The sequence below is a fragment of the Bradyrhizobium sp. LTSP857 genome, from assembly GCF_000938285.1.
In the GTDB taxonomy this organism is placed as follows: Bacteria; Pseudomonadota; Alphaproteobacteria; order Rhizobiales; family Xanthobacteraceae; genus Bradyrhizobium.
The window spans coordinates 1-14105 of record NZ_JYMS01000024.1 but is presented as its reverse complement, the minus strand read 5'-3'; the positions used below and the strand labels follow the sequence as shown (position 1 = coordinate 14105).

At 64.5% G+C, this 14105-nt stretch carries 8 protein-coding genes and 2 pseudogenes; 9 read left to right on the top strand and 1 reads right to left on the bottom strand.

Annotated features, from left to right (window positions below):
• Positions 1 to 55: 55 nt before the first annotated feature.
• From UP06_RS42545 to UP06_RS12440, 3 genes and pseudogenes are all read left to right on the top strand, one after another.
• A pseudogene (locus UP06_RS42545) lies at positions 56 to 397 on the top strand (TRAP transporter small permease); the annotation flags it as partial.
• A 243-nt stretch (positions 398 to 640) separates the two neighbouring features.
• The gene (locus UP06_RS42540; protein WP_045003046.1) at positions 641 to 1924 is read left to right on the top strand and encodes a TRAP transporter large permease; all 1284 of its coding nucleotides are present in this window, start codon (positions 641 to 643) and stop codon (positions 1922 to 1924) included.
• Between the two features lie 173 nt (positions 1925 to 2097).
• A complete protein-coding gene (locus UP06_RS12440; RefSeq protein WP_045002869.1) occupies positions 2098 to 4029 on the top strand; it encodes an alkyl/aryl-sulfatase in 1932 nt (643 codons plus the stop codon).
• 150 nt (positions 4030 to 4179) lie between these two features.
• Here UP06_RS12440 and UP06_RS12435 read toward each other — a convergent pair whose 3' ends face one another.
• Positions 4180 to 5250 (bottom strand): glycosyltransferase family 4 protein, encoded by a 1071-nt coding sequence (locus tag UP06_RS12435; protein ID WP_045002868.1) that lies wholly within the window; start codon positions 5248 to 5250, stop codon positions 4180 to 4182.
• 268 nt (positions 5251 to 5518) lie between these two features.
• On the opposite strand from UP06_RS12435, the gene UP06_RS12430 reads away from it, so the two are divergent.
• The 6 genes and pseudogenes from UP06_RS12430 (at position 5519) to UP06_RS12405 (ending at position 14012) form a co-directional block, all read left to right on the top strand.
• Entirely contained in the window at positions 5519 to 7282 is a 1764-nt protein-coding gene (locus UP06_RS12430) for an ABC transporter ATP-binding protein (RefSeq protein ID WP_045002867.1), read from the top strand.
• Between the two features lie 57 nt (positions 7283 to 7339).
• The gene (locus UP06_RS12425; RefSeq protein ID WP_045002866.1) at positions 7340 to 9544 is read left to right on the top strand and encodes an amylo-alpha-1,6-glucosidase; all 2205 of its coding nucleotides are present in this window, start codon (positions 7340 to 7342) and stop codon (positions 9542 to 9544) included.
• A gap of 22 nt (positions 9545 to 9566) precedes the next feature.
• Entirely contained in the window at positions 9567 to 10088 is a 522-nt protein-coding gene (locus tag UP06_RS12420; protein ID WP_045002865.1) for a PRC-barrel domain-containing protein, read from the top strand.
• A 23-nt stretch (positions 10089 to 10111) separates the two neighbouring features.
• On the top strand, positions 10112 to 11407 hold the full coding sequence (locus tag UP06_RS12415) for an MFS transporter (RefSeq protein ID WP_045002864.1): 1296 nt from the start codon (positions 10112 to 10114) through the stop codon (positions 11405 to 11407).
• A 108-nt stretch (positions 11408 to 11515) separates the two neighbouring features.
• Positions 11516 to 12461: pseudogene (locus UP06_RS42535) on the top strand (oxygenase MpaB family protein).
• A gap of 222 nt (positions 12462 to 12683) precedes the next feature.
• On the top strand, positions 12684 to 14012 hold the full coding sequence (locus tag UP06_RS12405) for an IS1182-like element ISBrsp9 family transposase (protein WP_044999801.1): 1329 nt from the start codon (positions 12684 to 12686) through the stop codon (positions 14010 to 14012).
• Positions 14013 to 14105: the final 93 nt, after the last annotated feature.

Below are 14105 nucleotides of genomic sequence, written 5' to 3'. Positions count from 1 at the left end.
CGTGTTCTCGCGATGGGCCGCCGCGCACGGGCTGACCTGGCTCGCGACGCTGTCGATGGCGGTGTTCACCTTCCTGTCCGAGCTCGATCTCTCCTGGGCGCAGGAACTCTGCATCTACATGTTCATCTGGATGGCGAAGTTCGGCGCGGCCTATGGCGTGCGCACCGGCATCCATGTCGGCGTCGATCTCCTCGTCAATCGCCTGCCCGAACATTCGCGCAAGCATGTCATCCTGTTCTCGCTGCTCTGTGGCGCACTGTTCACCGGCATGATCGCCGCCTTCGGCGCTTCCTTTGTCTCCGAGATGTTCAAGACCGGACAGCAGTCCAACGACCTCGAAGCGCCGATGTGGTTCGTCTATCTGGCGATCCCGCTCGGCTCCGGCCTGATGTGCTTCCGCTTCCTCCAGGTCTCGTGGTTCTACTACTGGACCGGCGAGCTGCCGCACCATGATGAGACCCATGTCGAGGGCGTGGAGGCCGACATCTCGCCCGCGCTGCATCCGCAGCCCGCGGGCGCGGCGACGAGAGCTGCTGCGCGAAAAGTTTCGCCGCTTGGCGTGATCCTGATCATGGCGCCGATCCTGATCTTCGCGATGTGCCTTGCCGAGAAGTTTGGCGTCGTCGTGCTGCCGCATTGGCTGCGCGCCTTCACCGTGTTCGCGCTGCTGATTGCGCTGATGCTGACCGGCATTCCGGTGTCGATTGCGCTCGGTCTCACCGTGATGACGTTCCTGTTCACATTGACGACGGTGCCGATCGAAGCGGTCTCGATGAAGCTCTTCACGGGCATCGAGGGCTTCGAGATCATGGCGATTCCGTTCTTCATCCTCGCCGGCAATTTCCTCACCCATGGCGGCGTCGCGCGCCGCATGATCAATTTCGCGACCTCGCTGATCGGGCATTGGCACGGCGGCCTCGGCCTTGCCGGCATCGTCGCCTGCGCGATGTTCGCACTGGTCTGCGGCTCGAGCGTGGCGACTGTCGCGGCGATCGGCGCCATCGTGTTGCCGGAGATGGTCCGCCACGGCTATCCCATGCGCTTCGGCGCCGGCATCATCACGGTCGCGGGTTCGCTCGGCATCCTGATGCTGCCGTCGATCCCGAAGATCGTCTACGCGGTCTCGACCAATACCTCGATCGGGGCGCTGTTCGTCGCAGGCCTGCTCCCCGGCATGCTGCTGACGACCATGCTCTGCATCGTCACCTGGTGGCTGGCACGCAAACGCGACTATCCCCGGATGAAGAAGGCGAGCTGGGGTGAGACGCTCCACGCCTTCCGCGAGAGCATCTGGGGCCTGATGCTGGTCGTCATCATCATCGGCGGCATCTACAGCGGCCTGTTCACGGCCACCGAGGCGGCCGCGATGGCCGCGGTCTACTCCTTCGTCATCGCGGTGTTCGTCTACAAGGCGATCAAGATGGTGGACGTGCCGCGGGTGCTGCTGCGTGCCGCCAATACCAGTGCGATGCTGCTCTACATCGTCACCAATGCGGTGCTGTTTTCCTTCGTGCTCTCCAACGAGAACCTGCCGTCGACGCTCGCCGACTGGATCGCGGCGCAGAACCTCGGCTGGGTCGGCTTCCTGCTGGTCGTCAACGTGTTGCTGCTGCTCGCCGGCAACTTCATGGAGCCGAACTCGATCATCCTGATCATGGCGCCGATCCTGGCGCCGGCGGCCAAGAAGCTCGGCATCGACCTCGTCCATTTCGGCATCGTGATGGACGTCAACATGGAGGTCGGCCTCTGCCATCCGCCTGTCGGATTGAATCTCTATGTCGCCTCGATGATAGCGCGAATGCGAATAACCGAGCTCGCTGTCGCGGTGATGCCATGGCTCCTCACCATGCTCGGCTTCCTCGTCATCGTGACCTATTGGCCCGATTTGACGCTGTGGCTGCCGCGGGTGCTGGGCATGCATTGAGCCGCACGTCGTAGCCCGGATGGAGCGAAGCGTAATCCGGGTCTCTCTCGCAGCTCGATAGAAGGCCCCGGATTGCGCTTCGCTCCATCCGGGCTACGCATTACTCCTCCGCCAGTGATGGCAATCAACCGCGAGATGCGGTTAGATGCCGCAACAAAGCCGGGAGGATAGAGATGACAGACACATCCAGCAGCGAGCCGAAGGACGCAACGTCGTCCGTGATCGCGCAGCAAACGGCGATGCTGAATGCGCTGCCGTTTTCCGACACGCGGGATTTCGATGACGCCGCGCGTGGTTTCCTCGGCACGATCGAGAATGCGAAGGTCTCAAATCCGCAGGGGCGGACGGTCTGGAGCCTCGAGCCCTACGGCTTCTTGTCCACTGAACAGGCGCCCCCGACCGTCAATCCCAGCCTGTGGCGACAGTCGCGCCTCAACATGAATCACGGCCTGTTCGAGGTCGTGCCGGGCGTCTACCAGGTGCGCGGGCTCGACATCGCCAACATGACGCTGATCGAGGGCGACAGCGGCGTCATCGTCGTCGATACCCTGACCTCGACCGAGGGTGCGCGCGCCGCGCTCGATCTCTATTACAAGCATCGGGGCGCCCGTCCGGTTGCGGCCGTCATCTTCACCCACACCCATACCGATCATTGGGGCGGCGCGCGCGGCGTGCTGGAGGAGGATGCGCTCGCCACCGGCCGCGTACCGATCATTGCGCCGAACCTGTTCATGGAGCACGCGGTCTCCGAGAACATCATCGCGGGACCGGCGATGCTGCGCCGGGCACAATACCAGTTCGGGCCGTTCCTCGCCAAGGGTGTGCGTGGGCAGGTCGATTGCGGCCTCGGCAAGTCGATGGCGGCGGGCTCGGTTGCGCTGCTTCGCCCGACCGATCTGATTATGGCGACCGGGGACAGGCGCGTGATCGACGGCGTCGAATTCGAATTCCAGATGGCTCCCAACAGCGAAGCGCCGGCGGAGATGCACTTCTTCATCCCGCGCTACAAGCTGTTGAACCTCGCGGAGAACTGCACTCACAATTTCCACAATCTGCTGCCGTTTCGCGGCGCCGACGTGCGCGATGCGCTGGCCTGGTCAAAATACCTCAACGAGGCCTTGCAGCTCTGGGACGGCAAGGCGGAGGCGATGTGCGGCCAGCATCACTGGCCGGTGTGGGGCCGCGAGCGCATCGGCACCATGATCCGGCAGCAGCGTGATCTCTACAAGTTCGCGCACGACCAGACCATCCGCCTGATGAACCATGGCCTGACCGCGGCCGAGATCGCGGAGACCATTCAACTGCCGAAGAGTCTCGAAGGAGCCTGGCACGGTCGCGGCTATTACGGCCACATCCGGCACAATGTGAAGGCGATCTATCAGAAATATCTCGGATGGTACGATGCCAATCCGGTCAATCTTGACCCGCTGCCGCCGGTGGAATCCGGCAAGAAATATGTCGAGTATATGGGCGGCGCGGACGCCATCCTCGCGCGCGCACGTAAGGATTTTGACAAGGGCGAATTCCGCTTCGTAGCGCAGGCGCTCGGCCATCTCGTGTTTGCCGAGCCGGACAACGCGGCGGCGCGGACGCTGCTTGCGGATACGCTGGAGCAGCTCGGCTATGTCGCCGAGAGCGCGACCTGGCGCAACGCCTATCTGTTCGGCGCGCAGGAGCTGCGCCAGGGCATGCCGAAAACGCCGCCACGCCCGCCGATGCCGCGCGAGACGCTGGCGGCGCTACGCACCTCACAGCTCTGGGACGTGCTCGGCATCCGCCTCAACGGACCCAAGGCCGAGGGCAAGCACATCGTGCTGAACTGGAGTTTTTCGGATACCGGCGAGACGTTCGTGCTCAATTTAGAGAATTGCGCGCTGACCTATACCGAGGGTGTGCAAGCCGAAGGCGCGGATGCCAGCTTCACGCTGGCGCGTGCGACGCTCGATGAGGTGATCGCGAAGCTGACGAGCTTTCCGGAAGCTGTGGCTGCCGGCAAGGTCAAGCTTGCTGGTAATCCGATGCGGCTGGCCGAGCTGATGGGCCTGATGGACGAGTTTCCACGGATGTTCGAGATTGTGGAGCCGAGGCGGGCGGTGGTGGGGTAGGCGAACTGCCGCCACAAACTTGCTGTCATCGCCCGGCTTGACCGGGCGATCCAGTACGCCGAGGCTGTTGTTCTGAATCTCTTCGCCTCTGGAATACTGGATGCCCCGCTTTCGCGGGGCATGACAGCGATCGTGTGGATGCGGCGTTGTCTACTCCGCGCTGCTTACCAGCTTGATCCGCGGCGCCTGGGCCTCGGTCAGGCTGCGATACGCCGCGAGATAGTCCAGCGCCATCCGTCGCGCCGTGAAGCGCGTTTCGAACTGCTTGCGGATCGCGGCGCGGTCCAGTTGCGGAAGTCGTTTGACGACGCCGGCTGCGCTGATGATGTCCTCGACCACGAAGCCGGTGAGGCCCTCGTCGATGATCTCCGGCACCGAGCCGCGGTTGAACGCGACGACCGGTGTGCCGCAGGCCATGGCCTCGATCATCACCAGCCCAAACGGCTCCGGCCAGTCGATCGGCAACAGCAAGCCGAGCGCGCCGCTCAAGAACTCCGACTTCTCGTGATCGCCGATCTCGCCGATGAATTCCACCAGCGGATTGTTCTCGATCATCGGCCGGATCAGCTCGTCATAATAGTCCTGGTCGGCGCGATCGACCTTGGCCGCGATCTTCAGCGGGATGCCGCAATTCATCGCGATCTTGATGGCGCGGTCGACGCCTTTCTCCGGCGCGATGCGGCCGAGCACGGCAAGGTATTCTTGGCGAGCCGGCTTCGGCGTCAGCAAATTCTCCGGCAGGCCGTGATGGATCGTCTTCACCCAATTCGCCTGCGGCACCGGCCGCCGCTGCGCGTTCGAGATCGAGATCACCGGGACTTTGGAGAAGGTGTTGAACACCGGTTGATGCTCGGGAAGGTCGAGCCGGCCATGCAGCGTGGTCAGGAACGGTGTCGGCTGCCGGTAGAACAGCGACCACGGATAATAGTCGAGATGAAAGTGGAGGAAGTCGAACTCCTCGTCGTCACATTTCTGCCGCACCCGCTCCAGCATCACCATGTGAAGCGCGTTCGGATCGCGCACGGAACCGTCGAGCCGAAGCGCCCGCGGCCAGGTTGCATCCAGCTTTGCCGACGTCTGCGAATCGCCGCTGGCGAATAGTGTCACGTCGTGACCAAGGGCAACCAACTCTTCCGTCAACCAGTGCACCACCCGCTCGGTGCCGCCATACAGCTTGGGTGGAACAGCCTCCGTTAACGGAGCTACCTGCGCGATGCGCATCTCGCCATCTCCTCTGCGATCATGAACGTTAAAACCCCAGTGTGTGCGGCACCGGCAATGCCAGCCAAGGGAACGTTCCCGCAGTTGCGAAGTTCCTCTCAACGAACGTTACTTATTCGCCACATCGCACACGCGTCTCGATGCTGCCATCACCGCTTCTCAGTTCGTCCGCATCCGCATGTCGTGATGGCTTGCCCGGGAACCGAGGCGAAGTGGTCGATGTTCATTCGACCAGTAACAAAAGTAGAAATAACAGGGTCGCAGCCACATGGATCATCTCTCTGGATACGCGCGCAGGCCATTTGCCTTTGTCTTGCGCTATCTCCGGCATCGTCTGGCGTCGCATCTGGTGATCCTGACCGCTGTCGTTGCGGCAGTTGCCTGTTCGGTGGGCACGCAGTACGGCGTCAAATCCCTCGTCGACAGTCTATCGGCCGGGGCCTCGCATGGCGGCGGCGTATGGCTGGCATTCATTTTCCTCATGTCGCTGATCGCCGCCGACAATTTCCTGTGGCGGATCGCGAGCTGGACCGCGAGCTTCACCTTCGTCCGTGTCACCGGCGATCTGCGCCGTGACATTTTCCGCCATTTGACCGGGCACGCGCCGAGCTATTTCTCGGACCGGATGCCGGGCATGCTGACGAGCCGCATTACCGCCACATCCAACGCCGTGTTCACCGTGGAGAACATGTTCGTCTGGAATGTGTTGCCGCCGTGCATCGCCACAGTTGCGGCCATCGCGCTGATTGGAACCGTGAGCCCTTATATGGCGCTCGGCCTGATTGTAATCGCCGGCGGCATGGTGGCTGCGATGTTCCGTCTTGCCGCCGCCGGCAAGCCGCTCCACGACGACTTTGCCGACAAGGCCGCCGTTGTCGACGGCGAGATGATCGACGTCATCAGCAACATGCCACTGGTCCGCGCCTTTTGCGGCATCAGCCACGAGCACGAGCGGTTCGATGCCACCGTGAACCGGGAACTCACCGCGCGCGGCCGCAGCCTGCGCTATCTGGAGAAGCTGCGACTCACGCATGCCGGCATTACCGTCGTGCTGACCGTCGGCTTGATGGCCTGGGCCATCACGCTCTGGCAGGACGGCGAGGCGACCACCGGCGATGTCGTGCTGGTCTGTACGCTTGGCCTTTCTATCCTGAACGCCACGCGGGATCTCGCGGTGGCGCTGGTCGACGTCACCCAGCATGTCGCGCGGCTGACCGAGGCGATCGCGACGCTGCTGGTGCCGCATGAGTTGCGCGATCACCCCGAGGCCGAGCCGCTGGTCAAGAGCGGCGCCGCGATTGCGTTCAACAACGTCACCTTTGGCTATCCCGGCGGTGTAAAGATCTTCGAGCGCTTCAGCCTGCGGCTTCAGCCCGGCCAGCGCGTCGGCCTGGTCGGCCAGTCGGGCGGCGGCAAGTCGACATTGTTCACGCTGCTTCAGCGGTTCTACGATGCCGACGAAGGCAACGTCACCGTCGACGGCCAGGATATCTCGATGGTGACGCAGCTGAGCCTGCGCGAGGCCATCTCGGTGGTGCCGCAGGATATTTCGCTGTTCCACCGTTCCATCCGCGAAAACATCCGTTACGGCCGCCCCAATGCGACCGACGACGAGGTGCTGCGCGCAGCGATCGCGGCACGCTGCGATTTCATCGATAGTCTGCCGGAGGGGCTCGACACCATGGTCGGCGACCGCGGCGTGAAAATGTCCGGCGGCCAGCGCCAGCGTATCGCCATCGCACGCGCCTTCGTGAAGGACGCGCCGATCCTGCTGCTTGACGAGGCGACCGCGGCGCTCGACAGTGAATCGGAGGAAGCGATCCGCGAGGCCCTGTCGCGCCTGATGCGCGGCCGGACCGTGATTGCGATTGCGCATCGGCTGGCGACGCTGCGCAATTTCGACCGCGTGATCGTCCTGAAAGCAGGCAAGATCATCGAGGACGGTGCGCCCGATCGCCTGATGCAGGGCCAGGGGCCCTATCGCGAACTCGTCACGCAAGAGATGAGCCGGCTCGCCAAATTCGCAGCGTAAATCCGACAATTGCGTTCGCGTTGGTTGCGTTTCGAAACAAACGCAGGGGAGCACTTTATGGCAGCTGAAGTCGTCACCAAGTTCGTCTCCGTCTCGCGGACCGTAGAACAGGTCGCGGAGCAGCCGTTCTATATTCCGATGACGGGGCCCTCAGCGCGGCCGCGGCGCTCGCTCAAGCACGACGACACCTTTATCGTGCTCGACAGCCATGGAGATATCGGCGCGTCCGCCGGTGGGCCGGACGGCCTGTTCCACCACGACACGCGCTACCTCGCGCGGCTCGAACTCGTGCTCGACGACCTTCAACCGCTGCTACTCGGCTCGAACTTGCGCGACGACAATTCGGCCTTGACGGTCGACCTCACCAACCCCGACATCTACCGTCAGGGCAGCCTCGTGCTGCAAAAGGATCTTCTGCACATCGTGCGCACGATCTTCCTGTGGCGCGGCACCGCCTATCAGCGCATCGGAGTGCAGAACCATGGCGACCGCCGCGCCAGTTTTGAACTGACGCTGCTGTTCGACAACGACTTTGCCGACCTCTTCGAGGTCCGCGGCGAGCGGCGCCCGCGCCGCGGCACCAGCGCGAGCCGGCTGCTGGGGCCGACCGACGTGCTATTCGACTATCGTGGCCTCGATGATGCCGAGCGGACCACCGGCCTGCATTTCGATCCGCGCCCGACCCAGCTGTCGGTGAATTCTGCCAGCTGGCAGCTCGAGCTCGATCCGCATGAGTCGAAATCGCTGTTCGTGGCCGCATCCTGCAACCGGCCGCTGACGGAAAAGCCGGCGCGCTTCTTCAGGGGCCTGCTCGCGCACCGCCGCGAGATGCGCCAATTGACGACGCACGCAGCCAGCGTCGAGACCTCCAACAATATTTTTAACGAGGTGCTGTGCCAGGCCATGGCCGACCTCAACATGCTGATGACGGAGACCCCGCAGGGGCGTTATCCCTATGCCGGCATCCCCTGGTACTCGACGACGTTCGGCCGCGATGGCCTGATCACCGCGCTCCAGATGCTGTGGGTCGACCCGCGGGTGGCGAAGGGCGTGCTGCGGCGGCTCGCGCATTTCCAGGCCAAGGCGGTCGATCCGCTCGCCGACGCCGCACCCGGAAAGATCCTGCACGAGATGCGCGGCGGCGAGATGGCGGCGCTGGGCGAGGTGCCGTTCTCGCAATATTACGGCAGCGTAGATTCGACCGCGCTGTTCGTGCTGCTGGCAGGGCGCTATGTCGAGCGTACCGGCGACGAGAAGACATTGGTCGAGCTGTGGCCCGCGATCGAGGCGGGGCTCGCCTGGATCGACGGGCCCGGCGATCCAGATCAGGACGGCTTTGTCGAGTACCAACGCGCTACCGAAAAAGGGCTCGCTAACCAGGGCTGGAAGGATTCCTACGATGCGATCTTCCATGCCGACGGCCAGCTCGCGGAGGGCAATATCGCGCTCGCCGAAGTCCAGGGCTACGTCTTTGCCGCCAAGCAGCTCGCGGCGCGTTGCGCGCGGCGGCTCGGCAAGCCTGACCGCGCCGAGAAGCTCGAGGCCGAAGCCAAGGCGCTGGCCGAGCGCTTCGAGAAGGCGTTCTGGTGCGAGGAGCTCGGCACCTATGCGCTCGCGCTCGATGGCAGGAAGCGGCCTTGCAAGGTGCGGACGTCGAATGCCGGGCAGGTGCTGTTCAGCGGCATGATCCGGGAGGACCGCGCGCGCCTGGTCGCCGCCGACCTGATGCGGCCGCACTTCTTCTCCGGTTGGGGCATCCGCACAGTCGCGCAGGGCGAGGTGCGCTACAACCCGATGTCCTATCATGACGGGTCGATCTGGCCGCACGACAACGCGCTGATTGCGCTCGGGTTTGCGCAGTACGGGCTCAAGCATTCAGTGGCACATCTCTTCAAAGGGCTGTTCGACGCCGCGACCTACATGGATCTGCGCCGGCTGCCGGAATTGTTCTGCGGTTTCCGGCGCGAGAAGCGGCGCGGCCCGACGCTCTATCCGGTCGCCTGCGCGCCGCAGGCCTGGGCCAGCGCGACGCCGTTCACACTGCTGGAGGCGGCGCTCGGCATCGAGTTCGATGTCGGCCGCAGCGAGATCCGGCTGCGCAACCCACATCTGCCGGCGTTTTTGAACGAGGTCATTCTGCGCGACCTGCGATTGGGCGAGTCCACTGTCGATCTGCGCGTCAGCCGCCACGGTGACGACGTGGCGCTGGAAGTGCTCCGCACGCGCGGGCAAATCCAGGTGTCGATCGTGCTGGCGCGATAGCGACGCGCCGCGAGGAGGGTATATGCGTGCGATCGGATGGTTGTTTCTCAGTGTTGCGATCGTCGCAGGCTTGACGATCGCAGGGTCGCGCGCCGCAGATGAGCCACCCGCGGCTCCAACTGAAGCGAATGCGCCGCCGACGGCACAGCCGCCAGCCTCGGTGGTGCCCGTCACGCCAAAGGATGCCGCGCCGCCGCCGTCGGTAACCATCATCGGCGCGAGCGATGCGCACGGTGTGCTAGGTCGTGATGTGCTCAGCGCGGCGAACGAGGACATGGGCCGCATCGTCGACGTCATCGTCGATCGGAGCGGACGCGTGCGTGCGGCCGTCATCGATTTCGGAGGCTTCCTCGGCGTCGGCAGCCGCAGGATCGTGGTGGACTGGAACGCGATGCGGTTTGGCAAGATCGTCAACAAGAAGGACAGCATCACGCTTGAATTGACCAAGGCGCAGGTCGCGGCCGCGCCGGAATACAAGGAAGACACGCCGATGGTCGTGCTCGGCGCGTCCGGCAGCCTGCAACCGCTGCAAGCGGTTCAGTGAGGCGCGGGGAGGGATGGGCGCCTGTGCTGTTGTCGAGAAAGCCGAACCGTGCAGCCGAGGATCGCAGCGGCCGCGTTGCGCAGGACAATGTCGCCGGCCTGCAATCGGCCGCGGGTATTCCGGCGCCGTCGCGTCGGAGCCTGCGCGGCCTTGACTGGTTCATTTTCTTTCTTGCCGACGTGCAGACGGGATTTGGTCCCTTCATCGCGGTCTATCTGACGACGCAGAAATGGACCCAGGTCGAAATCGGCCTGGTGCTGTCGATCGGCGGCATCGTTGCCTTGATTGGGCAGATGCCGGGCGGCGCGATCATCGACGCGGCGAAATCCGAGCGGCTGGTCGCCGGACTTGCGATCGTGACCATCGGCTGCTGCGCGCTCGCCTATGCGGCGATGCCGATCTTCCCCGTGGTGGTGGCTGCGGCGACGCTGCATGCGGCGGCGAGTTGCGTTTTGGGGCCGGCGATCGCGGCGATCAGCCTTGGTCTCGTCGGTCCATTCGCGATCGGCGAGCGGCTCGGCCGCAACGCGCGTTTCGCTTCGCTCGGCAACGGCGTCGCGGCTGCGGTGATGGGCACCGCCGGTTATTTGCTGTCGAGCCGTTCGGTGTTCCTGGTCACCTTCCTGCTCGCGATCCCGACCCTGATCGCGCTGTCGCGCATCCGCGAGGAGGAGGTCGACATCGCGCGCTGTCATGGCGAGATGCCGCGCGAGGCGGAAGATCGCGGCGACACCAATATCTGGCATCTGGTGCGGCAGCGGCCGCTCATCGTGTTCGCACTCAGCGTGCTGCTGTTGCAGCTCGCCAACGCCGCGATGATGCCGCTGATGGCGAGCGCGGTGACGGCGCGGTCGAGCCAATGGGCGACGGTCCTTGTCGCCTTTTGCATTGTCGTACCGCAAGCGATCGTGGCGCTGCTGTCGCCGACCGTCGGGCGCAAGTCGCAGCTTTGGGGCCGGCGGCCGCTGCTGTTGATCGGCTTCGGCGCGCTGGCGATCCGCGGCCTTCTGTTCGCAACGGTGCGCGATCCCTATCTGCTGGTGCTGGTGCAGGTGTTCGACGGTTTCACCGCGGCGGTGTTCGCGGTGATGATCCCACTGATCGTGGCCGACGTCGCCTTCGGTAGCGGCCATTTCAACCTCGCGCAGGGCATCGTCGGCACCGCGACCGGCATCGGCGCGGCACTGAGCACGGTGCTCGGCGGCTATGTCAGCGACAAGTTCGGCAATGCCACCGCTTTCGTCGGTCTGGCGAGCGTCGCCGCAATGGGCTTTCTCTTGATCCTGCTGGTGATGCCGGAGACGCGGCGCACGGTATGATCGCAGCCCGAAACGGCTCTCCGAAATCAAGACGAACATCGTCGTTCATCGAATTGCCACAGGCCCTGCGGATTGTCAGTCTCGGTCCGCAGTCGAAAGGCCCTGCAAGTGGTGTCCGAGAACGATCTGGAATCTGCCCTCGATCAGGTTCGGGCTCACGCGGTAGGGCCGGTGGCCGGCGTATTCGGTCCGGCCTCGCTGACCTGGCAGATCGACCGGGAGGCCGTTATCTTCCTCGGTGCTGGCCGCGCGCTGTTGCTTCAGCTCGCCCACCCCTGGGTCGCTGCCGCCATCGCCGAGCATTCGCGCACTTTTGCCGATCCGATCGGCCGCTTCCATCGTACCTTCGACATCGTCTTCGCCATGGTGTTCGGCTCGCTCGACCGCGCCATGCTGTCGTCCCGGCAGCTGCACCGGCGTCACAGCATGATCGTCGGCGAGATGCCCGAAGCGGTCGGTCCGTTCGCGGCCGGCTCGCGCTACTGCGCCAACGACATTCCGTCGCTGCGCTGGGTCCACGCCACGCTGGTCGAGACCGCGCTGATGGCGCACGACCTGGTCCTGCCCCCGCTCTCGGTGGACGAGCGCGAACGCTACTGGACCGAGAGCCGGACGTTCGGCGCCTTGTTCGGACTGACGGCGGCCGGCGGACTGGGCCGGCTTCGCAGCCTACACTGCAATGATGGCGCAGTCGGACACGCTGACCGTCAGTCCGGCCGCGCGCGAGATCGCGGCACAAATCTTCACCGGCGCCCGTCCATGGCTGCGGCCGCCGCGATGGTATCGCGCGCTCACCGCGAGCCTGCTGCCGGAGCGCTTGCGCGCGGGTATTGGGTTTGAGCTCGACGATCGGGACAAGATGGTAGCCGACCGCGCGCTGAGATGGATCAAGCGCGTCTATCCGAAACTGCCCGATCGGCTGCGATACGTCGGTCCCTATCAGGAAGCACAGGCGCGGCTGAATGGCAGAGCTGAGCCGGATTGGATGACCCGCTGTCTCAACCGTGCCTGGATCGGACGGCCGCAAATGGACGTGCGGGGTAGGGAGTCTTAGCTCCGTCATCCTGAGGTGCGAGTTGCGCAGTGCACTTGCACTGCGCGGCGAGCCTCGAAGGATGCACGGCCCCGCAACTGCAGCCGGGCCGTCGCCCTTCGAGGGCCGCTGAAGGAGCGGCCACCTCAGAGCGTGTGATTTTTTGGCAGCGTGCCAGGTAAATCTGTCCGAATGCCGGTGGCATGTGATTCTCTGGCGATGATGGATTGGCGGGAGGCGAAGATGGCTGCCGATGAATTGTTCGGTGATCTGCCGGCGCAGTCGAAGCCTGAAGCCGACGCGGCGCCGCTCGGCGCGCCACGGCTGCGTGAGCCACAGCGCGACCAGATCGCGTTGCGAGCGGTGGATATCGAGAGCCTGATCGGGGAAGACCATCCGGTGCGCCTGATCTGGTCTTATGTCGAAGAGCTTGATCTGAGTGAGCTGGAGAACCGGATCAAGGCCAGGGGCGACCGCCCCGGTCACCCCGCGACCTCGCCGCGGCTTTTGCTGGCGCTGTGGCTCTCAGCCACCAGCGAGGGCGTCGGCAGCGCGCGAGCATTGGAGCGACTGTGCGAGAGCCACGATGCCTATCGTTGGCTGTGCGGCGGGGTGTCGGTGAACTATCACATGCTGGCGGACTTCCGGGTCGGTTGCGCCGACCTGCTGGACCGGCTGCTCAGCGAGCATCTGGCGGCGCTGGCGAAGGCTGGTCTCGTCAATCTGGCGACACTGGCGCAGGACGGGGTGCGGGTCCGGGCCAGCGCGGGAGCCGCCTCGTTCCGGCGCGAGGCGACACTCGAGCGGCATCTGGCCCTGGCTGGGACGGTGGTGGAAGACCTCAAGCGCGAAGTCGACGTGCGCTCTGACGCCAGCAATCAGCGCGCCCGGGCAGCCAAGGAGCGAGCCGCGCAGGAACGCAGCGCGCGCGTGAAAGCGGCGCAGGCGGCGCTTGCCGAGATCAAGCAGCAGCGCAAGGAACGCGAGAGCAAGCAAGGCAATGGCAAGACGCCGAAGGAGCCGCGCGCGTCGACGACGGACGCCGATGCACGGGTCATGAAGATGGCGGATGGCGGCTTCCGCCCAGCCTACAACGTGCAGGTGACGAGTGCGGCCGGCGAGCAGTTCGTCACTGACGTTAAGGTATGCAACACGGGGTCCGACCGCGGGCTGATGCGGCCCATGCTGGAGCGGCAGCGCACGCGCCCTGGCGGCCTGCCCAAAGACCATCTCGTCGATGGCGGCTTTGGCAGCGCGGAAGACATCGAGTGGGCGCATGCCGAGGGCATAGAGGTTTTTTGCCCGCCCACTCAATCCAAGCACGGCACCGACCCCTACCTGCCGCGACGCGGCGACGGCGCGGGGGTACTGGCTTGGCGTGCGCGGATGGCGAGCAAAGAGGGCAAGGCCCGGTACAAGCCCCGTTCGATATGCGAGTGCATCCATGCCCGCTGGCGCAACTGGAACCTACGGCAATTGACCGTGCGCGGGATCGAAAAGGTCCGCGCCGTCGTGCTCTGGTACGCCCTCACCAACAACATCCTGCAAGGCAACCGCCTCCGCAGCGCATAAACGAGAGCTCATCGACGAACTCAGACCCGCCATTTACCGCGACAGGAAACTCCACTCCGTTCCGAACAAGTAAAAGCGTCACAAGCTCTCAGG